The following is a 22,649-nucleotide window of genomic DNA, read 5'->3' on the forward strand; positions in this document are numbered from 1 at the left end:
GAGCGCGTGGCGATTAAAGTCGATATGGACAAAGTGACCGAAATCATTCGGGAAGTGTCGGCTGCTGAAATTGCCCCGCGTTTTGGCCAGTTGGATGATGCAGATATCGATACCAAGACCCATGCGATGGATCTGGTGACGATTGCGGATACTGAAGCTGAGCGCGTTCTGACTCGCCGTTTGACCGATCTTTTGCCGGGCAGCCGCGCCCTTGGCGAAGAAGCCGCCCATGAAGACCCGACTTTGCAGGAGCGGATCTTTGCTGGCGATGATCCGTTCTGGATCATTGATCCGGTGGATGGCACCAAGAACTTCGCCCATCACAAACAACCGTTCCGTTGCATGGTCGGCCTTTATTCTGGTGGCGAAACCGTTGCTGCCTGGATTGTCGATCCGATTGAAGGGGCGGCAACCGTTGCAGAACTGGGGTCGGGGACGCGTTACCGGGATCAGCCGGTTTCCGTGCGTTCCAACATCACCAAGGCGTCTGATGCCAAAGGTTTTCTGATTTCCTACGCACGGGACCGCATCCGCAAGCATTACGGCCATCTCGATTTCTTTGCCGATGTTGCGCATTATTCCTGCTGTGGTGCCGAGTATGAGGAAACAGCGCGTGGGGCGTTTGATTTCTGTGCCTATCGGACACTTAAACCCTGGGATCATGCGCCGGGCACATTGCTGGTGCGTGAGGCTGGTGGCTATGCGCGCTATATCACTGCCGACAAGAACAATGAATATAACGCCAATGCCACGGCGGCCGGACTTTTGTGCGCCAGCTCCGAGGAGCTGTGGGCAGAAATCAATGAAATTCTGATACCGCTCTTTACCTGAGTTTGATCAGACCTGACCGCGTTCGGTCTTTTTCGCCACATCCCAGAGACTATCCATTTCAGCCAGATCGGAGTCCGCAGCCGTGCGGCCGTCGCGTGCCAGTTCGTCTTCGATGAAGTGGAAGCGTTTGGTGAACTTATGGTTCGCGCCGCGAAGGGCCACTTCGGGATCAACACCGATCTTGCGCGCAAGATTGGCCATCACAAACAACATATCACCAAGTTCATCCTGCAAACGGGCCGGATCCGGGTTTTCCGTCATTTCGGCTTTGAGTTCGTCGATTTCTTCGTGAAGCTTGTCAAAGACTTCATCGGTGCTGGGCCAGTCGAACCCGACACGCGCGGCGCGTTTGGTCAGTTTTTCCGCACGCATTAACGCGGGCAGGGCGCTTGCGACCCCATCAAGGGCGCTGTGGCGTTCGTGTCCTTTGTCTTCGGCCTTCCGGGCGCGTTCGGCGGCCTTGATCTTTTCCCAAGTCTGATTGACGCCATCGGTCGTCGTAGCATCCCCGTCGCCAAAAACATGCGGATGACGGCTGATCATTTTTGAAACGATGCTGTTGGCGACGTCTTCGAACTCGAAATGACCGGCTTCCTTCGCCATCTGGGCATGGAACACCACCTGCAACAGCAGATCGCCCAACTCGTTGCAAAGCTCTGGCATGTCATTGTCGGCAATCGCATCAGCCACTTCGTAGGCTTCTTCGATGGTGTAGGGGGCAATGGTGGAGAAATCCTGTTCGAGATCCCACGGGCAGCCACCATCGGGATTGCGCAGCTTTGCCATGACGTCGAGGAGTTCGTTGATGGCTTTGCTGTTATGCGTGGTCATGGTCGATGTCCCGTCTGTTTTGCTGGTGTGCCCCGATTATCCTTTAAGTCCTATCGCGCTGCATCAAAACTGACAAGCATATGATCAAGGCAAAACAAAACCCGCAAGGCCAATGCGGCACTTGCGGGTTTTGCTGTGATGTTCGGATGCCCTTTTGGCTTATGCAGCCTTGAGCTTTTCCTGTTTTTCGGTGCTGTCATCCTTGGTTTGCTTGGATGATGCTCTTTCTTCTTTTTTGCCTTCGACGAGGCCGCGATGCAGGGCGACAATTGCCTTGTTGAAGTCGCCTTCGGCAACAACAAACTGCAGATCAACGCGGCGGCTCGGATAGTGGGAGGCCACCAGTTCAACACCGGCATCATCAAGGATCGATACCGCGCGGGCGAACAGACCCGGCTGTTCGATGTTGGCACCAATCACCGAGACAATAGCGACCTTACGGGTCTGAACGGTTGCCTCTGGCTGATTTGCCTCGATCTCGTCAACGCAGCGGCGGATCTGCTTGAGCGGTGCCGACACGTAATGCGTAATCGTATTGGCGTTCAGGTTCTTGGTAACGGTCGGGACCTTGTAACGTTTCAGAACGTTCAGGATCGCTTCCTCGCCACCTGGAACACCAACCATATCCTGATTGAAGACTTCAATCTCGAACGCGGTCGGAACGCCAGTCACGATTTCAACACGGCTGTTTTCCGGCTCCCAATGATCGTCAATAACCGTGCCCGGATGTTCCGGTTCAAAGGTATTGGCAATCCTCAGCGGAATATCGTTCTGACGAAGGCCTTTGGCCGCACGCGGGTGGATGGCTTCCATGCCCATGTTCGACAACTGGTCGGCCACGTCGTAGCTGGTGCGGCCAATCGGGCGCACAGCATCTTCGCCGACGATGCGCGGATCAGCACTCGACAAGTGGAATTCCTTGTGAATGATCGCTTCGCGCGCCTGGGTCAGGCAGGCAATGCGCGAGAAGGTCACTTCACTGTAGCCACGGCCATAGATGCTCATCAGGCCTTCGCTGCACTGGGCATAGCCCGTCGCAATGGCAAGCTGCTTGGAAAGGTCGATGTCATCAAACACCTTCCCAATACGACCATCAAGGGTAGAGGCCTCTGGCTCACGCCAGCCCGAAAGATCGGCAAAGACCGCATTCACACCCTTGGCGCGCAGGAGAAGCATGGTGTTGTGCGCACTGTGCGCTTCACCAATGGCTGACAGCATTTCACGTACGGTCAGAAGATGCTTTTCAAGCTTGAAGTGACCGAAGCTGCACAGACGATGAAGATCCATCAGGCAGCTGCGCGTGCCTTCAATGCGTTCCTGTACAAAGGCATTGGCAAGTTTCAGTTCCGGCGCGTCGCCAAAAATTTCTTCGTTAATGGCGCACATCTTTTCGGAGACCTTGGTCAAGGCATCGCCCCAGGCCCAATCGGTTTCCGAGCCGGCGTAAAGCTGATAGACGCCCGGTTCACCGGTCTTTTTGTTTTCCAGCAAAAGGTCGGTAAAACCGCCATATGCCGAAACAACAAAGACACGGTTGTAAAGCTCGTCTTCCTTACGGTTGCCGACAAGAATGTTGTCCATGACCGCATCAACCTGGGTCATCGACGTACCGCCGATCTTGTGAACGCTATGCCCTGCGTCCTTGTTTTTCTGGGCTGAAAGCATGTTGCCTCCTTTAGGGGCGTTTCCTTTAAAGAATATGCTTTAAATGGTCGGGCAGTCGTTAGGTGCCGCCCGACCAGAAATTGTTAGCTTGCGAGTGCTTCGCCATCGAGCGGATAAACACCGTTCTCGTCATGCACTTCACGGCCATTCAGCGGCGGGTTGAAGGCACAGGCAACTACCATGTCCTCGGTGCCGCCACGCAGATAGTGGCGGTCATGCTTGTCAAGGATGTAAACCGTGCCCGGCTCGATCTTGTATTTCTTGCCGTCAGCAATGGTTTCGACTTCGCCGTTGCCCGAGATGCAGTAAACCGTCTCGAAATGGTTGGCGTAGCATATCTCGGTTTCGGTGCCGGCATAAATGGTGGTGATGTGGAACGAGAAACCCATGCCATCTTCGGCGAGCGACAGGCGGGTGCTTTCCCAGTTGTCCGAAACCACGCGGCGACCGGATGCTTCACATTCTTTCAGAGTACGAACAATCATTTTTAACTCTTTGATATAATTAAGTTGTGGGGCCGGGCGACGCAGTTAAGCGTCGCCCAAACTATGTTACTCAGCGGCTGCTTTGGACGGGGAAACGTCCTTGCCCATGGCTTTGGCGGTTGCCAGTTCAAGGATTTCCAGTCCATGTGCCAGATCCTGCTTGGAGATGATCAGCGGCACAAGGCATTTGACCACTTCATCTTCCGGACCACTGGTTTCGATCACAAGGTTATGCTTGAAGCATTCCTTGGTGACCTTCGATGCCAGTTCGCCACTTTCAAAGCAGATACCCTGCATCAGGCCACGGCCCTTGCGATAGAGTTTGCCATCGCCATAGCGATCAATGATTTCATCGAGGCGCGTTTCGAGGAACGCAGCCTTGTCGCGTACATCAGCAGCAAACTTGTCATCCGACCAGAAATGGTCAAGCGCAGCAGCGGCAGTCACAAACGCGTGGTTGTTACCACGGAAGGTGCCGTTATGTTCGCCCGGATGCCAGACATCGAGTTCCGGCTTCATCAGAACTACGGCAAGCGGAAGACCATACGCCGAAAGGGATTTCGACAGCGTGATAACGTCCGGCTTGATGCCAGCAGGTTCGAAGCTAAAGAACGTACCGGTACGGCCACAGCCCGCCTGAATGTCATCGACAATCAGAAGGATGTCATGCTTGCGGCAAACCTTTTCCAGGTTCTTGAGCCAGCCAAAGTCAGCGGCATTCAGGCCACCTTCACCCTGAAGGGTTTCGACGATCACGGCTGCGGGCAGGGCGATGCCGCTGGAGTTGTCCGAAAGGACACGGTCCAGATACTCGGTGGTATCAGCACCGTCACCCATGTAACCGTCAAACGGTACTGCAACAGCATTATCAAGCGAGACGCCAGCAGCACCACGATGATGTTCGTTGCCCGTGATGGCAAGCGAACCAAGCGTGCAACCATGGAAGCCGTTGGTAAACGAAATCACGGTTTCGCGGCCCTTGACGCGACGGGCCAGTTTAAGAGCAGCTTCGACGGCGTTGGTGCCGGTCGGGCCAGTAAACTGGACCTTGTATTCCATGTCGCGCGGCTTGAAGATTTTCTCTTCGAGCGCTTCAAGAAAGGCTGCCTTGGCCTTGGTGTGCATGTCGAGACCATGGGTTACGCCGTTTGATTTGATATAATCAATCAGCTTTTCCTGCAGGACAGGATGGTTATGGCCATAGTTCAGCGTGCCGGCACCGGCAAGGAAATCAAGATAGCGGTTGCCATCGACATCGGTCAGCCAAGCGCCCTCAGCACTTTCAAAGGTTACGGGGAAGGAGCGTGCATAGCTCTGAACTTCCGATTCAAGGCGATCAAATACAGTCATAGTTCCCTCTTTCAGATTGGGAAAATCAAGTCCACCTGTCATACCGAACGTTCCGGCGTGCCGGATGTTCCAGAAATGGTCGATGCCATTTCGCGTATGACAAGTGGGGAAATTAGGTCAGCCGGATTAGGCGGCGACGCGTTCGACGTCTTCGCGCTCGAACGGACCGATCTGCCAAAGAATTTCGCTGGCAGCGGCGCCTTCGAAGTGTGTTTCGCGTTCAAACTGGACCTTGCGCTTAACATCAGCACCCAGTTCGCGCGCAACGGAACGGAAGACACCCTGCGACGGTGCGTTCGTCGAGGTGATCGTTGTGTTCAGCTGCGAGACGTTGTGGCAGGACGGACGATCCAGAATGTCAAGGATCAGACGCTTCGCCAGACGCAGGCCTCGGGCCTTGGGCGAAACTGCCACCTGCCAGATGAAAAGCTGATCAGGCTGGTCGGGGACGATATAGCCCGAAACGAAACCGACGGCTTCGCCGTTCAGTTCGGCAATCGCGCACGTGCCTGAGAAGTGCGAGCACTGCAGCAGATTGCAATACATCGAGTTTTCATCCAGCGGCTTGCAGTCGGCAATGAGGTTATTCACCGCAGCGCCGTCTGTGGCCTTGGGTTTACGGATAATCAGGTTGGCTTTCTGGCCGGTATTGCCGTTTGTGTTGGCAATTTTCATCGGTCTGCCTGCTCTGTTATTTCGATACACGATCATTTATGTCGCGAGAGATGTATAGAACAACGATACAAATTGATCAACCCCTTCTCTGTGACTTTCCTGTGAAACTCTATAAGTTATTGATATTAAGCTAAACATTGATGTATCGCCCTTCGATAAGGATAATATTCTTTCGATGAAATATTGTTTCCTGAATAGAGCGATAATCGATGGAATAAATGATCGAAATTCGATATAAAAGTGTCTTAAAGCGTTGCGCAGCCGCGGGTCCGGGGCTAAAACAACGCTTGCTATAGAAACGAAAAACGTCCGGAAAATAACAATGGATAAATTGCATGAAGCGTTGATCTCCATCCGCCGCATTTTGCGGGCGAGTGATATCCACGCCAAAAAGCTTGGTAAAGTGACCGGGCTTAAAACATCCCAGCTTCTTGTTTTGCAATCGCTTGAGGAATTCGGTGAGATGACGGTTGGCCAGATCGCGGCCAAGGTTAATCTGGCCCAGGCATCGACCACGGCGCTTGTCGACAAGTTGCAGGCGATGCGGCTTGTGACACGCGAGCGCGGCGACACCGACAAGCGCAAGGTGTTCGTCAGGCTTACCGATCAAGGCAGGGCCATTCTGGATCGCGCGCCGATGGCGCTTCATGACCGTTTTTCGGACAAGTTCAACAATCTTGAAGAATGGGAACAGACGTTTCTCATCGCAGCCCTGCAACGTGTTTCAGGGATGATGGATGCCAGTGATATCGACGTCGCCCCCGTTCTGGACCACGACGAGATTGTTGAAAGGGCGGTAGATCGACACTGAATGCAGTGAGATCAATGTTTCCTTTAGTTCGTTGTAAATAAAGAAAAAAGTACACGACGCGACCTAGGTGTCGTACCTGGGCTTTGGTGTGGCATCCGGGGCTGTTGGCGTGTGGAAAGCTCCACTTGGTATGTTTTTAGGTTGACCAAATCAACCATGAGTGCATTCATTCAAAAAAACATATATGTGGAGGATGCAATGTCTGGAAGCAATTCCTGGTCTCGTCGTAATGTTCTGAAATCTTCGTTGGCACTGGCGGGTATGGGGGCAACCGGGTTGTTTCCCGGGGCTGCGTCAGCGCTTGGTTCCCTGAAACTTGGTGCGTCAGACATCACGGTCATATCGGATGGTAATCTGATGTTGCCGTTATCTTTTGCCTTTCCTGATGTGTCACAGGATGAACTGGTTGCTTTGCTTAAGGCCGAGGGGCAACCAACGGATGCGTTGCTGCCCGATTGCAACATCACCGTTTTGCGCCGTGGTGATCGGGTGGTGATGTTTGATGTTGGCGCTGGCCCGAATTTCATGCCGTCAGCCGGCAAGCTTATGGACAACATTGATGCGGCCGGTGTCAGCCCGGATGAAGTGACCGATATTGTTTTTACGCACGCGCATCCCGACCATCTGTGGGGGCTGATTGATGATTTCGACGAATTGATCTTTGCCGACGCGCGCTATCACATGAACCGGATCGAGTGGGAATACTGGCAGGCCGAGGATACGCTTGAAAAAACGCCCGACGCGCGCAAAAGCTTTGTGGTCGGGGCGCGCAACCGCATGGCCTTCCTTGAGGATCGTATCGAGTTGTTCGATTATGACGCAGAGGTGGTACCCGGTGTCGAGGCAGTCGATACTGCCGGTCACACACCCGGGCATACATCTTTCATGATCCATGACGGATCAAACAGCGCACTTGTGGTGGGCGATGCCATTACCAATGTTGCCGTCTCCTTGATCCATCCAGAATGGCCAAGCGGATCTGATCAGGATGCCGAAAAGGGCATTGCCACGCGCAAGATGCTGCTCGATCGGCTTGCCGTCGATGGATCGCGGATTATCGGCTTTCACATGCCGCATCCAGGCCTTGGCGTGATCGAGCGGGCACGTCCGGCATATCGGTTTGTTGTGGCGGGATAATTGCTGCGTGGGTTTTGGTTTAACCGTGCTTGCGCAGCGATATTGCGCGCAGGAACCCAAACGGTGATCCTTCAAGAAGGACGCCAAGGCCGACCCGCGCGCCGATGGCAATCGAGATCATTACAATCGGCGAAGAAATTGCCAGCGTGGAGAACGCGCTGACACCTTGGCCGATGGTGCAGCCAAGGGCAAAAACGCCGCCAGTTCCCATCAAAAATGCGCCAAGCAGGTGGCGACCAAGTTCGCGGGCGTCATCGCAGGCTTCCCAGCGCATGTCGTTGCTTTTCCAAGCTGCCAGTGCCGCGCCCAGAAACACCCCAATCACCAATCCAACCCCGTAATCGGGCAGGGCCCCGGTAACGGTGATGATCTGCATGATTGTATCGCCAACCGGGGTGACAAAGGAGCCTGCCTCGATCTGGGTTTCAACAAAGCGATATTTTGCAAAGCTCGTCGTCCAGATCCAACCAAGCGATATGCAGGCACCAATTGTGATGGCGCCAAGCGCCTTTGCGCGTTCGGCACGGAAATCAGAACTGCGAAAGACCCACCAAAGGCCGATGGCACTGATCAGCAGGGCAATCGGATAGTGCAGATCAAATCCGCTGGCGTTTGATGCGATCGCGCCAATCGATTGCGATCCGGCCGAGGTGAACTCAATCGACAGCGGATCAAGAAACCAGACACGAAAATGGCCCGTTACGCCGCGAAGGGCAGCAATGGCGGCTAGTCCGATACCGGTCAGGACAACCAGTGCACGCAGATTGCCACCGCCCAGACGAATGATCGCGCCAAATCCGCATGTGCCGACAAAGGCCATGCCAAAGCCAAACATCAGCCCGCCCAGAATGCTGCCTGCAATCGGCAGGGTCGGGGTAATGTAGAAACTGTTGGAAAGATCAATAACGCCAAGGGCGATAAACGTTTGGGTGCAGAACAGTGCAGTGATGGCCGCCAGCACCCAGGCGCGCAGACCGATGCTATTGGCGGCAAACCAATAGCGTTCAAGGGCTGCCATCGTGCAGAAATGTTGTCGACGTGCGACAAATCCCACCACGATGCCGGTCAAAACACCGACAAGCGGCAGGGCCCAAGGATTATCCAAACCCAGCATGACGTTTTCCTCCCGCCTTGTTGATTGTAATTTTTTGCCAAGGCGTCGGCGGAATCGTGACGTTTTTTCTGTTCTAATTCAAGGAAGCTTTTTCGATCAGCAGTTGTCGCCTATTCGGCAGCGGCCTTTTCTTCGTCGCGGACCGGGGCGCAGAACAAGTCATAAAGCGTACCAATGATGGTCGCCATTTCTGTATCGACAATGCGGTAATAGATCATGCGGCCTTCGCGGCGGGCCGAGACCAGACCATCAATGCGAAGCCGTGCCAGTTGCTGTGATACAACGGCCTGGGGCATGGACAGAATTTCTTCGAGATCGGATACCGACTTTTCGCCTTCCTGGAGGATGCAAAGGATCAGCAAGCGTGTCTCATGCGACAGCGCCTTGAGCATCTCGCTGGCCTTGCGCGCCTGCTTGAGGAGAGCTTCGGCTTCGGTCGAGTCCATGTTTTGCTTGAAACGTGGTAGGGCCATCGTTTGCTGTGCTCGTCGGTTAAAGGGCCAAAGCCGTTAGATGTCCGATTATACCAGACATCGAGGTCAATACACGATTGGATACTGTGCTTCAAACCGAATATACAGTTTTCCTAATCGTTCGGCAATTGCGAGAGCATCTCGTCAAGCATCGGCCAGAAAAAATGATCGCCGGGATAACCCCGCAGGCGGGCGACTTCCCGGTTGTTGCTGATTAACACGAATGTCGGTGTAACACGTTCACGCGCGATGTGATCAAGGTCTTCGGGCCATTCCTGAATATCAACACGGCGAAGAGGGGCCAGTTTGCCCTGATCGGTGTTGGGGTAGGCTTCGCCGATTTCCTGATGCCAGCGGACACACCATGCGCATCCCTTTTGTTCAAGCATCAGCAATTCGGTCGCCAATGCAGAGCCGATCCACATCTGTGATGCGAAAATCATGGCCAGAGTGAGCCGGAACACCCGGGAAATGTGCGGTTTTTTCATATGTCTGGATTCTACATAAAGTTATGATTGAATTATATATATGAAAAATACTATTCTTTGAATAGGCGCTGATAAACAAATTCCAAAATCAGATACCCACAGTGCCGGGAGGAACATGAATTGCTCGATATTGGTTTCGGCGCAGCCTTCCTTGCGGGGGTGTTGTCGTTCTTTACGCCATGTGTTTTGCCGATTGTGCCGCCATACCTTGCCTATCTGGCAGGGGTCAGTGTGGCGGATCTTGATGATCGCGCGGTCGCAAGTGCGAAGTCACGCCAGGTGTTCTTTACGGCATTGGCCTTTGTCGCGGGTTTCAGCACGATTTTCATCGCCCTTGGCGCGACGGCGAGCGTCATTGGTCAGTCACTGGCCAGCTATTTTGACATTTTATCGATCATTGCCGGGATCATGATTGCGGTCATGGGCCTCCATTTCATGGGGGTGTTCCGGATATCGCTTTTGTATCGCGATGCGCGGGTCAACGTTGCGAAAAAGCCGGCGGGTCTTGTCGGGGCCTATGTGATGGGGCTTGCCTTTGCCTTTGGCTGGACACCGTGTGTGGGGCCAGCATTGGCCGCAATCCTGTTTGTTGCCGGGGCGGAAAGCACGGCATTGCGCGGGGCTGGGTTGCTTGCGGTTTATTCGCTGGGAATCGGTTTGCCCTTTGCGCTGGCGGGGCTTTTCGCCGGGCAATTCGTTGGCTGGTCCCGAAAATTCAAACGACACATGCACACTGTTGAACGTGCGATGGGGATCTTGTTGGTGTTGACCGGTGTCTTGTTCATGACCGGGCAGATGTCGGCCATCGCCCAATGGTTGCTTGAAACTTTCCCTTCGCTTTCGACCCTCGGATAGGAGTTGCGTCATGAATATGCGTCATCTGCTGCGTGGAGTGCCTTTGGCGAAATATCTGCTCGCCGGTTTGCTGGTAATGAGTTGGTCACACGGATCGCACGCGGAAACCGTGGGCGAAGATGGTCTGCACAAGCAGGACTGGTTTTCGATCACATTTCGCGACATTGCCGACGATATCGCGGCCGCCCGGGATGAAAACAAGCGCCTCGTGATGATCTTTGAACAGCGTGGCTGCATCTATTGCGCCAAGATGCATACCGAACTGCTGAGCGATCCAGAGGTATCCGACTATATCAAGGAGAACTTCAAGGTCGTCCAATACAACATGTTTGGCGACGAAGAAGTGACTGATCTCGATGGCGACGTGCTGAGCGAGAAAACCGCCGCCCGCAAGTGGGGCTATGTCTTTACCCCGACCATCGTTTTTCTGCCTGAAGAAGCACCGGAAGACGGCAAAAATGCCGCCGAGGCCGCGGTTGCGACCATGCCCGGTGCGTTTGGCAAATGGACGTTCCTGAATATGTTTCGCTGGGTAAACGAGAAGGGCTACGAAACCGACGAGCACTTCCAGAAATATCATGCCCGCATCATTCAGAAGCTTCAGGAGGAGGGGCGATTAGGGCAGTAACAACCCCTTGCAATGTATGCATAATTAATAGTTCAGAACATGAAACATTAAAAATATCATATTTATGTGTTGAATTAAAAGTTGAGTTTGAATAACTTGAACTAAAGGCGCCGTCAGAGCCGCCAGATGTCAGACCGGGGATGTTCATATGCCACACAGAGGGCAGGGGCATCGTCACAGGAGGAACCACAACGCCATGTCTTGGAAACCAAGAACCTTTCTTGCGTGCCTGATCGTTGGCCTTCCGGCCCTTGCCGCAGCTGATGCACTCGCACCTGCCGATGTCAAATTCGATGACATGTCTGTATCCCAGTCATTGACCAGCCAGCCGGGAGACCCGGAAAACGGGCGTAAGGTCTTTGCCAATCGTAGCCTTGGCAACTGTCTGGCATGTCACGCTGTCAAAGATCAAAGCGACCAGCTGTTCCACGGCGAAGTCGGGCCGCCGCTTGATGGTGCTGCCGACCGCTGGAGCGAGGGCGAACTTCGCGCCATCGTGGCTGATGCCAAAGAAGTTTTCTCCGAAGAGACGGTTATGCCGGGTTTCTATTCGCTGAATGTCGGCATCAATGTCCGCGAAGATCTGGTCGGCAAAACAATCCTGACCGCGCAGGAAGTTGAAGATGTCGTGGCCTATTTGGCGACGCTCAAAGAATAACAACCACCGAGGAACCAAGATGAATCTCACACGACGCCAAATGCTTTGTGCATCGGTCGGTGCAGCTGCAGCCGGAGTGTTCGGCTTCTCGCTGTCCGCCTCTGCCACGCCGGAAGCCACAGCCGAAAGCATCAAAAACTTTGCCGGTGGTAAAGAGCCCGCGATGGGTGGTGACCTGACCCTGACGACGCCGGAAATTGCCGAAAACGGCAACACCGTGCCGATCGAGGTGTCTGTGGCAAGCCCGATGACGGATGACGATTACGTTGAGTCGGTTGTCATCTATGCCGAAGGCAACCCCAACCCGGATGTCGCTGTATTCCACTTCACGCCGATGAGCGGTGCAGCCGAGGCGAAAACCCGCATGCGTCTTGCGAAAACCCAGAATGTGGTTGCGGTCGCAAAGACCAGTAAGGGGCAGGTTTTCATGGATAAAAAAGAAGTCAAAGTGACCATCGGTGGTTGCGGCGGCTGATCGGATCGGGAGAAAGTCAAATGGACAATATCAAGCCGCGTGTAAAGGTGCCGAAATCCGCATCGGCTGGTGAGATCATCACCATCAAGACCCTGATCAACCATCCGATGGAATCAGGTTTGCGCAAGGGCAAGGATGGCAATCTCATCCCGCGCCAGATCATCAACAAGTTCACCTGTGAATTCAACGGCAAGCCCGTGTTTTCCTGTGAACTCGAGCCGGCAATTTCCGCCAACCCCTATATCGAGTTTTCCGCCAAGGTTAACGAGGCTGGAACATTCAAGTTCAGCTGGTTGGATGATGACGGTTCTGTCTACGAGACTGAAAACAAGATCGCCATAAAATGATTCGGGACGGGTCCTTGATCCAGGTGATCACGGGCCCGCCACTGCATCGGGAGGGAATGTCTTGAGAAACCAAATCATAGCCAAAGCTGCTGCGGTTGCCATGACCGCACTTGTCCCGGGGATTGCGTTTGCCGGTGGGCCGGTTGACGATGAACTCGTCATCGACGGCGAAATCCAGATGATCACCCGTGCAGCACCGCCAGAAGGTCACCCGCTTGACGAGGTGCTGTCAGGCTGGCTGTATCGAACCGAAGAAACGCGTCTTCTGGAAACCGATACCTTTGAAAATCCCGGAATGCTTGAAGTGCAGGACGGTGCGGATCTTTGGAATACGGTTGACGGAAGTGCCGGTAAATCCTGCGCATCCTGTCACGGGGATGCCGAGGAAAGCATGGCTGGTGTCGGGGCAAGCTTCCCGAAATGGGATGAAGCATCCAACCGCCCGATCAATGTGGAACTTCAGATCAACAAGTGCCGCACCGAAGAGATGGAGGCAGAGGCCTATAAGTTTGATGCGCCTGAGCAAAAGGCGTTGACCGCCTATGTCAAACATCAGTCTTTGGGCACGCCGGTCGCCATCGATCTTGCCGAAGGGCACATGCAGAGCTGGTGGGAGAAGGGCAACGAGCTTTATTACACCCGGACCGGGCAGCTCAATCTTTCCTGTGCATCTTGTCATGAACAGAACAATGGCAACTACATTCGCGCCGACCATCTCAGTCAGGGCAATGTCAACGGGTTCCCGACCTATCGCCTGAAGCAGGCCAGTCTGGTGTCACTGCATAACCGTTTTCGCGGTTGCATCCGTGATACCCGTGCGGAATTCCCGGCTGCATTTTCTGACGAACTGATGGCGCTTGAGGTCTATGTGACCTGGCGTGGCACCGGCTTGTCCGTCGAGACACCTGCAGTTCGCCAATAAGATTCAAAAGTTACTACAGGGGTGATTGGCTTATCCTCCCGGTTGCCCCGCCTTTCTTCCTTTAAATGCCTCGGCCGCGTTGCCGAACAGGTGAATATTGCCCGGAGGCCACCAATAAATGTTTTCGCGCCGTGAATTTTTGCAATGGGCAGCTGTGACCACCGCAGCGACCGGCTATATGGGTAGTTTGACCCGTGTGGCTGCCCAACAGCGTCTGACTCAGGACGATCTTTTGAAGTTTGACAGCAAAGGCAGCATTACGCTTTTGCACTTCACCGATGTTCATGCCCAGCTAAAGCCGGTCTATTTCCGCCCGCCATCAGAAAACTACGGTGTCGGGGCGTTTGAAGGCATTCCGCCGCATCTTGTTGGCGAGGAATTCCTGTCCCACTTCGGGATAAAGCGCGGCAGTCCGCTCGCCTATGCGCACACCATGGTCGATTATGTCGATATGGCGCGGACTTACGGACGGCTTGGCGGCCTTGATCGCACCGCGACGCTGGTCAAGGCGATCCGTGCGGAACGCGGGGATAGCAACGTTCTGTTCCTTGATGGTGGTGACACCTGGCAGGGGTCTTACACGTCGCTCAAGACCAATGGGCAGGACATGGTTGATTGCATGAAGCTGCTCAAGCCGGACGCGATGGTCGGGCACTGGGAATTCACCTTTGGCGAAGATCGGGTCAAGGAGATCGTTGATGATCTTGGTTATCCGTTCCTGGCCAGCAACGTTTTTGACACGGAATGGGATGAACCGGTTTTCGAACATACCGCGTTTTATGAAACCGGCGGGCACAAGGTCGCGGTGATCGGGCAGGCCATGCCCTATACCCCGATTGCCAATCCGCGCTGGATGATCCCGAACTGGTCGTTTGGTATTCGCCCGGAAGTCATTCAGGCCAATGTCGACGCCGCGCGCGAGGCCGGGGCCGCTGTGGTCGTCCTGTTGTCGCATAACGGATTTGACGTGGACCAGAAACTGGCGACCGTTGTGAACGGCATTGATGTCATCCTGACAGGCCATACCCACGACGCGGTGCCCGAGGCGATCAAGATCGGCAATACATTGCTTTTGTCATCGGGTTCACACGGCAAATATCTGGGGCGCGTTGATCTGGAAGTTAAAGATGGGCGCGTAACCGATTATAATTCAGCACTTATTCCGGTGTTCTCGGATGTAATCGATCCGGATCCGGAAATGGCCGCCAAGATTGACGAGGTCCGCGCACCTTATGAGGCGGAGTGCAATCGCGTCATCGGCAAGACATCAGGTCTGCTGTATCGCCGCGGTAATTTCAACGGGACATGGGATGACCTGATTTGTCAGGGCATCATGGAAGAACGAGATGCGGAACTGGCATTTAGCCCGGGATTCCGTTGGGGTACGACATTGCTTCCGGGTGACGATATCACCATCGATGATCTTTATAACCAGACCAGCATGAATTACCCGTCGGTTTATCGTCTGGAATTCACTGGCACGCAGATCAAGGAAATCCTCGAGGACGTTTGTGACAACCTGTTTAACAAGGATCCGTTCTTCCAACAGGGGGGTGACATGGTTCGTGTCGGTGGCATGGCCTATAGCTGTGCACCCAAGGAAAGCATCGGCAACCGTATCTCGAACATGACAATGATCAAGACTGGCGAGCCGATTGAAGCGGATCGCAGCTATGTTGTCGCCGGTTGGGCATCCGTCAACGAAGGCGTTGAAGGACCAGCGGTCTACGATCTGATGGAAAACTACATCACCCGTCACAAGGTCATTGATATTCCACGCAATGACACCGTGAAAGTGATTGGAATGAACTAGGCGAAATCACCTGGCCGGTTCCAATCACCGGGCAGGGCATTTTTCGCCTCAATATATATAAAATATCGAATGTGTAGGGAGGGCACCAAGAGCCATGTCCAAACAACCTCAGAAAGATAAGAATTTTGTGCCAAGTCGGCGCAGCTTTCTTCAGGGTGGTCTAACAGCCGCCGGTGGGGCGGCGGTTGCCGCAATTGGTGGCGGTGCTGCGTTGGCGGCCGGAACCCCGGATCCGGCGATCACGGAACTCAAGGACTGGAACCAGTATTCCGGTCCGGGCGTGGATGCCGCACCTTATGGTGTGCCGTCACCGTTTGAAGCACATGTCGTACGTCGCGATGTGCCATGGCTGACCGCCGATCCGATATCGTCGATCAACTTCACACCGTTGCATGAACTTGACGGCATCATCACGCCCAATGGTCTTTGCTTTGAGCGTCATCACAGCGGGGTCGCCGAAGTGGACCCGGCCGAGCATCGCCTGATGATCAATGGTCTGGTCGACAAGCCGCTTGTCTTTACCATGCAGGATCTGATGCGTTTTCCGCGTGAAAACCGGGTCTACTTCCTTGAATGTGCGGCGAACTCTGGCATGGAGTGGCGTGGCGCGCAGCTTAATGGCTGCCAGTTTACCCACGGTATGCTGCATAACGTGATGTATACCGGCGTTCGCCTGCGCACACTTCTGGAAGAAGCCGGTGTTAAACCAGCCGGAAAATGGATCCTGGCCGAAGGTGCCGATGCATCAGGTATGGGGCGTTCGATCCCGATTGAAAAGGCGCTTGATGACTGCCTTGTTGCTTTCAAAATGAATGGCGAGGCCCTGCGCACCGAACAAGGATATCCGGTGCGCCTGTGCGTTCCGGGATGGGAAGGCAATATGTGGGTGAAATGGCTGCGCCGGATCGAGGTCGGCGATAAGCCATGGCAGCTCCGCGAAGAGACGTCGAAATATACCGATCTTATGCCTGATGGGCGTGCACGGCGGTTTACCTGGGCGATGGATGTCAAATCGGTTATCACCAACCCAAGCCCGCAGGCGCCGATCACCCATGGCCGCGGCCATACGATCATTACCGGCGTTGCATGGTCTGGCCATGGCAAGATCAAGCGCGTTGATGTGTCGATTGACGGTGGCCGCAACTGGCAGCATGCCCGGATTGACGGGCCGAGCCTTAGCCGGTCGCTGCATCGCTTCTACTACGAATTCAACTGGGACGGATCGCCGCTTTATCTGCAATCGCGTGCGATTGATGAGCAGGGTTACGTTCAGCCGACCAAGGACGCCCTGCGCGCGGCACGCGGCGATAACTCCATCTATCACAATAATGGCATCCAGACCTGGTATCTGAAGTCGAACGGAGAGGCGGAAAATGTCGAAGTTTCTTAAGTTTACCGCAAGCATCGTTCTGCTTGGCGCAGCATGGGCAACCAATGCCAACGCGCAAGATGCAGATGCCGGCGAAAAGGTTTTCCGCAAATGTGCCGCCTGTCACGCCGTGGGTGAAGGGGCCAAAAACAAGGTTGGACCGGAACTCAATGAAATCTTCGGGCGCGTTGCCGGGTCGCTTGAGGATTTCAAATATTCCAAGGCGATGACCAAGGCCGGTGAAGAAGGTTTGGTTTGGGTTCACGACAGTCTGACCGAATATCTGGCGAAACCGCGCGACTATGTCAAAGGTACGAAGATGGCTTTTGCCGGCCTGAAAAAGGACGACGAGATTGCCAATGTGATCGCCTATCTGGCAACCTTCTCGGAAAGTGCAGAGCAAGCCGCAGCGGAACCTGAGTCCGCACCGGCATCAGAACCTGTTGAAACCGCATCAGCAACGGAACCTTCTGTGAATGCAGCGGATGCAGTGATCCCTGAGCATGGTGTTTATCATCTTGGCCGCGAAGCACTGCCAGAAGAAATTGCAGCATGGGATATTGATGTTCGTCCGGACGGTGTCGGGTTGCCTGTCGGCAGTGGTACGGTGGCCGATGGTGGCGTGCTCTATGATGAAAACTGCGCGGTGTGTCATGGCGTGTTTGGTGAAGGCGAGGGACGCTGGCCGGTATTATCGGGTGGCTTTGATACCCTGACGGCGGACCGTCCGGTCAAGACCATCGGGTCCTATTGGCCGTTCGCCTCGACGATTTTTGACTATGTCCATCGGGCAATGCCGTTTGGTAATGCCCGGTCGCTGAGTGCGGATCAGACCTACGCAATTACAGCTTACCTGTTGTATTTGAACGACATTGTCACAGAAGAAGACTTTGAGTTATCCAATGAAACCTTTAGCGAGATTTCGTTGCCCAACGAAGAGAACTTCTATCCCGATGATCGTCTGGAAGAGCCAAATTTCGCGACCAATGTTGAACCCTGCATGGAAAACTGTGGCGATGGACCGGCCGAGATCGTGATGCGCGCGCGTATTCTTGATGTCACACCGGACGGTGATGAAGAAAACGGTGCCGGGGGGATCGATTAATGCGTGACTGTCACCGGAAACATCATGAAACGGATGGTGGCAGGGCTTTGACGGCGCGCGTGTTTCGGGTGCTGGGCATTGATAAGATTTGGCTGTGTGTTGCGTTCGGGATCTTCTTGATCCCGAACTTTTCGTTTGCGGAGTCCGGTGCGGAGAAAACGACACCGGACACGCCATTGGGTGAGGCCATCGGACAGGTGTTGGCAATGCCAGGTGATGCAGATTATGGCGCTTATCTCGCAACAGAATGTGTGACGTGTCATCAGCGACACGCTGCCAATCATGCGATCCCGGTGATCGACGGCTTGCCGCGCGAGTATTTTGTCGAGGCGATGCTGGAATACAAATACCGCCTGCGCGACAATTCAGTGATGCAGGCAATCATGGCAAGCCTTGGTATGGAAGAATTGGCAGCGCTTGCGACCTATTTTTCGACGAAGGACTAAAGGTTGGAGTTTGTGAAACGTCGTTAATCAACGGATCAGGAACAAGAAAATGAGCAATGTCACAAGGCGAACGTTCAACAAGTTTCTCGGTGCCGGTGCAGGTGTCATGGCAATGCCGGGCATTTTGCGTGCCCAAGGCCGCAAGAATGTCGTGATTGTTGGCGGCGGTGCCGGTGGGGCAACGGTGGCCCGTCATTTGGCGGAAAAGGCCGGTGAGGCAATCAACATCACCCTGATTGAGGATTCCGAGAAATACACGACCTGCTTTTTCTCCAACCTGTACCTTGGTGGCTATCGCGATTTTGCGTCGATCACGCATGGCTATGATCGACTGGTCAATGATTTCGGCATTCGCAAAGTGACAGCCCGGGCAGAAGAAATTGATCGCACGGCGCATCAGGTGCGCACATCAACCGGGGAAACCATCCCCTATGACCGGCTGGTCCTGTCACCGGGTATTGATCTGATATTTGATAGTGTTCCGGGATATTCGGCGGAGCTGGCGGAAATTGCCCCGCACGCCTGGCAGGCGGGACCACAGACACAATTACTTAAATCAAAAATCGATGGCCTTAAAAACGGTGATCAGGTGGTGATGGTAGCGCCACCCAATCCGTATCGCTGTCCGCCGGGCCCGTATGAACGTGTTTCCATGATTGCCCATACGCTTAAGGCCCGCGGGCTCACTGACTGCACGATTGTTGTTCTGGATCCGAAAGAGAAATTCTCCAAACAGGGACTGTTTGCGGAAGGGTGGGAGAAATACTATCCGGGCATGGTGGAATGGTATGGGCCCAATATCCACGGGGGTATCAAGGGTGTCGATGTCGAAGCTGGAACGGTGGAGACTGATTTTGATACCTTTGGCGGTGCGTTGCTCAATATCATTCCGGCCCAACAGGCCGGACGCATTGCCATCAGTGCGGGGCTTTCGGATGAGACTGGATTTTGCCCGGTGGATGCCGAAAGCATGCGGTCCAAACGCGATCAGAACATCTTTGTCATCGGTGATGCGTCCATCGCAGGCGCTATGCCAAAGTCAGGATCAGCGGCCAATAGTCAGGCGAAAGTGGTAGTGATGCATCTGATGGCAGATCTGATGGATACGCGGGTCTTTCCAGCGCGTTATCTCAATACGTGCTGGAGCCTTGTCGAAACCAATGACGGGATCAAGGTCGGGGCGCAATATGGCAATGTTGACGGCGCGATCGCCAGCACTTCATCCTTTATCAGCCAACCCGATGAAAGTGCCGATGTCCGTCGGCATACCTTTGAGGAATCTGTTGCCTGGTATGACGGGATCACCAAGGACATGTTTGGCTAATCACAAGTACGCAATGGCAGAAACAGATTAATCTTGCCGTGCGGCTTTCTTTTGCATGTGGCGTTGAAACCACTTGGCAAGGAGTGGTGCTAGCAACACGATTTCGAAAATGCGCACGATATGGTGAAAGGCGACAAAACTCGGTTCGACATTGAGTGCCAGCGCAATCAATGACATCTCCGCAACGCCACCCGGCGCAAAGGCCAGTAATACGGCAATGAAATCAAGATGCAGCCATTGCGATACGAACCATGCAACCCCGCCTGTAAAGGCCAGGACAACAAAGGTTGCCAGCACCGAATAGCCCGCAAGGCGGACAAGGACCGCGATCTTGACGCCCGAGAACCGACTGCCAATGGCAGAGCCAAGGATCAACAGGCTTCCGGCCAGAAGCCAGTCGGGCAGGTTACCCTCGACGATGCCCGATACATGCAACACCATGCTAGCCGCCATCGCTCCGGTCATATAGGCCGCAGGGATGCGCAGCTTGCGAAAGACCAGAACTGTGATAATCGCGCAAACGGCGGTCAAAAGACCTTCGTTCAGTGTCATTTGAACCGATTGGCTATCGCCATGGCCGTTTGCCACAACGCCCGTGATCATCAAAACAATCAGTGGTGCGGACATCACCAGCAGCAAAACACGCAAACCCTGCGTCAGGGCAATTTCCTGTTCATTGCCGCCGGCAGCCGCCCCAAGAACGACCATCGGTGTCAGGCCACCCGGTGTTGCGGAAAACAGCGCTGTGGCAGGATCCAGGCGGGCAATGCGGGAATAGAACCACGTGATCACGAATGTGATGATCGGAACATACAGAAGAACCGCGATCATGCTGATCGGCCACTTTGCGGCCTGATCAAGTGTATCGGGGGCAAAGGATGCGCCAAGGAAAATACCGATAACCCCAAGGATGCCAGAGCGAAACTGCATCGGCACACCCATCGGCACGCGCAGCAGGCTTGCGACAAACGTGGCCAGCATCGGGCCCAACATCCAGGCCAGAGGCATATTGATGAAATGGGCGATCAAGCCGCCAATAAGGCCAATCCCCAAAGCAATCGACAGTTTTTTGAAAAACTGGGGTGTCAAAACACCGGAAACTCGGTTGATCCAATGGGCGCCTGAGCGACCATCCGGTGTTCTCGTCATTATGCTTCGGCCTTGTTCTTCTCGATTTGTTCAAGGAAGCCATCAATTGCGTTACGCAGTTTGGTCGCTTCGTCATTCAATGTGCTGGTGGCGCGCGTTACGTTTGCAGAACCATTATGTACGCGGGCTGTTTCGTTATCCAGCGCACCAACCGCCTCGGCCACGGTCCGCATGCCACCATTGGCGTCCTGAATGCTGTCGGAAATACCGGCTGTGGAGGCCTGTTGTTCTTCAACGGCAGCGGCGATGGCAGCGGCGGACTGATCCACCTCGCCAATCACATCGGCAACACCGTGCAAGGCATTGACCACGTTATCGGTAAGGCCGCGGATTTCTTCGACCTGACTTGCGATATCTTCGGTCGCGCGTGCGGTCTGGGAGGCGAGGTTTTTGACTTCCCCCGCAACAACAGCAAATCCCTTGCCAGCGTCACCGGCGCGTGCGGCCTCAATGGTGGCATTCAGGGCCAGAAGGTTGGTCTGGTTGGCGATGTCTTCGATCAGGCTGACGATATCACCAATCCGTTGGGTGGCGTTGGTCAGCTGTTCAAACAGGGCGCGTGACTGTTCGCTTTCGGAACGTGCACGTCCGGCAACCTCGGCCGAGTTTTGGGCCTGTTGGCCGATTTCAGCAATGGCTTCGGACAAGCTTGCGGTCGTCTGGGAAACAGCTTCGATGTGATGAAGAACCTGCTCGGAATGCTGGTTTGCGTCGGCTGACCGTGCACTGGCAAGGGTTGCGATCTGTTCCATGTCGCTGGCAGATCCGTTGAGCGAGCTGAATTCCTGATCAAAACCGGAAAGGGCTTCCTGGACTACGCGCTGGAAATGATTGGTGGCGTCGATCAGGTTTTGTTGGCGCTGTCTTTCAAGGCCACGCACACGTTCGCGTTCCTGACGCAGGACTTCTGCCTCCTTGGACTGATCCCGCAGCACCATGACAGAGCGCGCGACTTTGCCAATCTCGTCAGCGCGTTGTCCGCCGCGAACACTCACATCAAGATCGCCATTTGAAATTTGTTCGATCAATTCGGCAAGGTCGGTCATTGGCCGTGAAATGCGCCGGGAGACAAAGACCGACACAACAACCGCAACAACCACAACAATCAGTGCAACGATGACAAAGACACGCTGCAGGGCTTCGGCCTGCGCATATGCATTTGCAAACGATGTGGTGGCAATTTCATGTGATTGGGCAAGGATATCGTTAAGCGGTGCCTGAAGGGCCTGGAAGGTTTCATCAGCCTGGGCAATGACTTCCAGCGCGCCATAGATGTTCATTTCGCTTTCAACAAGGAACTGGTTCACCTGTTCCATGTATTTCGAATAATTCTCGGTGAAGGCATCACCACCCACAGCGGCAAGACGCTGGGCAAGGGGGGCGAGTTCTTCTTCGAGTTTGGCGACCTGTTCGCGAAGATCCGGGACAACAGCAGCATTAATGCCGTTTGAGTCCCAGGTCAGGATACGAAACAGCGATCCGTGCGCCTCGTTCAGGGCGTTGCTGAGTGTCAACGCATCGGATCGCCGTTCATAGGCTTCAACGCGAAGGCTGGTAAGGGTGTCTTTTTCGCTTTCGAGGGTTGCCACCGTGGCAATCCCCATCGCGACAATGACGATCATCAGGAAGACCGGAACCAAAAGGGTTTTGGGACCAATCGACAGATTATCAAGAAACCGCATTACCAATATCCTTCAC

The 22,649-nt window shown here is 54.3% G+C and carries 24 protein-coding genes; 14 read left to right on the top strand and 10 right to left on the bottom strand.

The genetic code is table 11. The annotated features are described in order from the left end of the window. The first annotated feature begins 6 nt into the window (after positions 1-6). The gene (locus B2T33_RS15175; protein ID WP_252724118.1) at positions 7-831 is read left to right on the top strand and encodes an inositol monophosphatase family protein; all 825 of its coding nucleotides are present in this window, start codon (positions 7-9) and stop codon (positions 829-831) included. Between the two features lie 6 nt (positions 832-837). Here B2T33_RS15175 and mazG read toward each other — a convergent pair whose 3' ends face one another. From mazG to ectA, 5 genes are all read right to left on the bottom strand, one after another. Then, positions 838-1,662, bottom strand: coding sequence for a nucleoside triphosphate pyrophosphohydrolase (gene mazG / locus B2T33_RS15180; protein ID WP_197147448.1), 825 nt, complete (start codon positions 1,660-1,662; stop codon positions 838-840). A 159-nt stretch (positions 1,663-1,821) separates the two neighbouring features. Then, a complete protein-coding gene (locus tag B2T33_RS15185; protein ID WP_197147449.1) occupies positions 1,822-3,327 on the bottom strand; it encodes an aspartate kinase in 1,506 nt (501 codons plus the stop codon). 83 nt (positions 3,328-3,410) lie between these two features. Continuing rightward, the gene (locus B2T33_RS15190; protein WP_008891076.1) at positions 3,411-3,812 is read right to left on the bottom strand and encodes an ectoine synthase; all 402 of its coding nucleotides are present in this window, start codon (positions 3,810-3,812) and stop codon (positions 3,411-3,413) included. A 66-nt stretch (positions 3,813-3,878) separates the two neighbouring features. After that, positions 3,879-5,162 (bottom strand): diaminobutyrate--2-oxoglutarate transaminase, encoded by a 1,284-nt coding sequence (ectB, locus tag B2T33_RS15195; protein WP_197147450.1) that lies wholly within the window; start codon positions 5,160-5,162, stop codon positions 3,879-3,881. Between the two features lie 126 nt (positions 5,163-5,288). After that, complete coding sequence (gene ectA, locus B2T33_RS15200; protein ID WP_286792491.1) at positions 5,289-5,837, bottom strand: diaminobutyrate acetyltransferase; 549 nt, start codon at positions 5,835-5,837, stop codon at positions 5,289-5,291. A gap of 322 nt (positions 5,838-6,159) precedes the next feature. On the opposite strand from ectA, the gene B2T33_RS15205 reads away from it, so the two are divergent. Together B2T33_RS15205 and B2T33_RS15210 are read left to right on the top strand one after the other, a co-directional pair. Then, the gene (locus B2T33_RS15205; protein WP_008891073.1) at positions 6,160-6,648 is read left to right on the top strand and encodes a MarR family winged helix-turn-helix transcriptional regulator; all 489 of its coding nucleotides are present in this window, start codon (positions 6,160-6,162) and stop codon (positions 6,646-6,648) included. 198 nt (positions 6,649-6,846) lie between these two features. Then, positions 6,847-7,785: an MBL fold metallo-hydrolase gene (locus tag B2T33_RS15210; RefSeq protein ID WP_252724119.1), complete on the top strand. Its 939-nt coding sequence runs from the start codon at positions 6,847-6,849 to the stop codon at positions 7,783-7,785. Between the two features lie 19 nt (positions 7,786-7,804). Here B2T33_RS15210 and B2T33_RS15215 read toward each other — a convergent pair whose 3' ends face one another. The 3 genes from B2T33_RS15215 to B2T33_RS15225 form a co-directional block, all read right to left on the bottom strand. Next, on the bottom strand, positions 7,805-8,899 hold the full coding sequence (locus B2T33_RS15215; protein WP_197147453.1) for a YeeE/YedE family protein: 1,095 nt from the start codon (positions 8,897-8,899) through the stop codon (positions 7,805-7,807). A gap of 110 nt (positions 8,900-9,009) precedes the next feature. Next, the gene (locus B2T33_RS15220; RefSeq protein WP_040823953.1) at positions 9,010-9,372 is read right to left on the bottom strand and encodes an ArsR/SmtB family transcription factor; all 363 of its coding nucleotides are present in this window, start codon (positions 9,370-9,372) and stop codon (positions 9,010-9,012) included. Between the two features lie 113 nt (positions 9,373-9,485). Further along, positions 9,486-9,860: a transcriptional regulator gene (locus B2T33_RS15225; RefSeq protein WP_197147454.1), complete on the bottom strand. Its 375-nt coding sequence runs from the start codon at positions 9,858-9,860 to the stop codon at positions 9,486-9,488. A 120-nt stretch (positions 9,861-9,980) separates the two neighbouring features. On the opposite strand from B2T33_RS15225, the gene B2T33_RS15230 reads away from it, so the two are divergent. The 11 genes from B2T33_RS15230 (at position 9,981) to B2T33_RS15280 (ending at position 19,802) form a co-directional block, all read left to right on the top strand. Next, a complete protein-coding gene (locus B2T33_RS15230) occupies positions 9,981-10,715 on the top strand; it encodes a cytochrome c biogenesis CcdA family protein (RefSeq protein ID WP_197147455.1) in 735 nt (244 codons plus the stop codon). 10 nt (positions 10,716-10,725) lie between these two features. Beyond that, on the top strand, positions 10,726-11,343 hold the full coding sequence (locus tag B2T33_RS15235) for a SoxW family protein (RefSeq protein ID WP_197147456.1): 618 nt from the start codon (positions 10,726-10,728) through the stop codon (positions 11,341-11,343). Positions 11,344-11,539: 196 nt separating this feature from the next. Beyond that, complete coding sequence (soxX, locus tag B2T33_RS15240) at positions 11,540-12,001, top strand: sulfur oxidation c-type cytochrome SoxX (RefSeq protein ID WP_064781412.1); 462 nt, start codon at positions 11,540-11,542, stop codon at positions 11,999-12,001. Positions 12,002-12,020: 19 nt separating this feature from the next. Continuing rightward, positions 12,021-12,476, top strand: coding sequence for a thiosulfate oxidation carrier protein SoxY (soxY, locus tag B2T33_RS15245; RefSeq protein WP_008891065.1), 456 nt, complete (start codon positions 12,021-12,023; stop codon positions 12,474-12,476). Between the two features lie 20 nt (positions 12,477-12,496). After that, a complete protein-coding gene (soxZ, locus tag B2T33_RS15250; protein WP_063089497.1) occupies positions 12,497-12,823 on the top strand; it encodes a thiosulfate oxidation carrier complex protein SoxZ in 327 nt (108 codons plus the stop codon). 61 nt (positions 12,824-12,884) lie between these two features. Beyond that, positions 12,885-13,745 carry a sulfur oxidation c-type cytochrome SoxA gene (gene soxA / locus B2T33_RS15255; RefSeq protein ID WP_197147457.1) on the top strand — a complete coding sequence of 287 codons (861 nt, stop codon included), beginning with the start codon at positions 12,885-12,887 and terminating at the stop codon, positions 13,743-13,745. Between the two features lie 118 nt (positions 13,746-13,863). Continuing rightward, entirely contained in the window at positions 13,864-15,558 is a 1,695-nt protein-coding gene (soxB, locus tag B2T33_RS15260; RefSeq protein WP_197147458.1) for a thiosulfohydrolase SoxB, read from the top strand. A 94-nt stretch (positions 15,559-15,652) separates the two neighbouring features. Further along, positions 15,653-16,948, top strand: coding sequence for a sulfite dehydrogenase (gene soxC / locus B2T33_RS15265; RefSeq protein WP_286792493.1), 1,296 nt, complete (start codon positions 15,653-15,655; stop codon positions 16,946-16,948). Beyond that, a complete protein-coding gene (locus B2T33_RS15270) occupies positions 16,932-18,032 on the top strand; it encodes a c-type cytochrome (RefSeq protein WP_286792494.1) in 1,101 nt (366 codons plus the stop codon). The genes soxC and B2T33_RS15270 overlap by 17 nt, the downstream gene beginning before the upstream one ends. After that, positions 18,032-18,478 carry a c-type cytochrome gene (locus B2T33_RS15275; RefSeq protein ID WP_286792495.1) on the top strand — a complete coding sequence of 149 codons (447 nt, stop codon included), beginning with the start codon at positions 18,032-18,034 and terminating at the stop codon, positions 18,476-18,478. Before B2T33_RS15270 ends, B2T33_RS15275 begins: the two co-directional genes overlap by 1 nt. A 49-nt stretch (positions 18,479-18,527) precedes the next feature. Next, on the top strand, positions 18,528-19,802 hold the full coding sequence (locus B2T33_RS15280) for an NAD(P)/FAD-dependent oxidoreductase (protein ID WP_286792496.1): 1,275 nt from the start codon (positions 18,528-18,530) through the stop codon (positions 19,800-19,802). A 27-nt stretch (positions 19,803-19,829) separates the two neighbouring features. Here the strand turns inward: B2T33_RS15280 and B2T33_RS15285 are convergent, their stop codons facing one another. Both B2T33_RS15285 and B2T33_RS15290 read right to left on the bottom strand, forming a co-directional pair. Continuing rightward, entirely contained in the window at positions 19,830-20,951 is a 1,122-nt protein-coding gene (locus B2T33_RS15285) for an AbrB family transcriptional regulator (RefSeq protein WP_286792497.1), read from the bottom strand. Beyond that, positions 20,951-22,633, bottom strand: a complete 1,683-nt coding sequence (locus B2T33_RS15290; protein WP_286792498.1) for a methyl-accepting chemotaxis protein — start codon at positions 22,631-22,633, stop codon at positions 20,951-20,953. The genes B2T33_RS15285 and B2T33_RS15290 overlap by 1 nt, the downstream gene beginning before the upstream one ends. Between the last annotated feature and the right edge of the window lie 16 nt (positions 22,634-22,649).

Origin of the sequence: Thalassospira sp. UBA4513 (assembly GCF_002388495.1) — a bacterium.
Taxonomy (GTDB): Bacteria; Pseudomonadota; Alphaproteobacteria; order Rhodospirillales; family Thalassospiraceae; genus Thalassospira; species Thalassospira tepidiphila.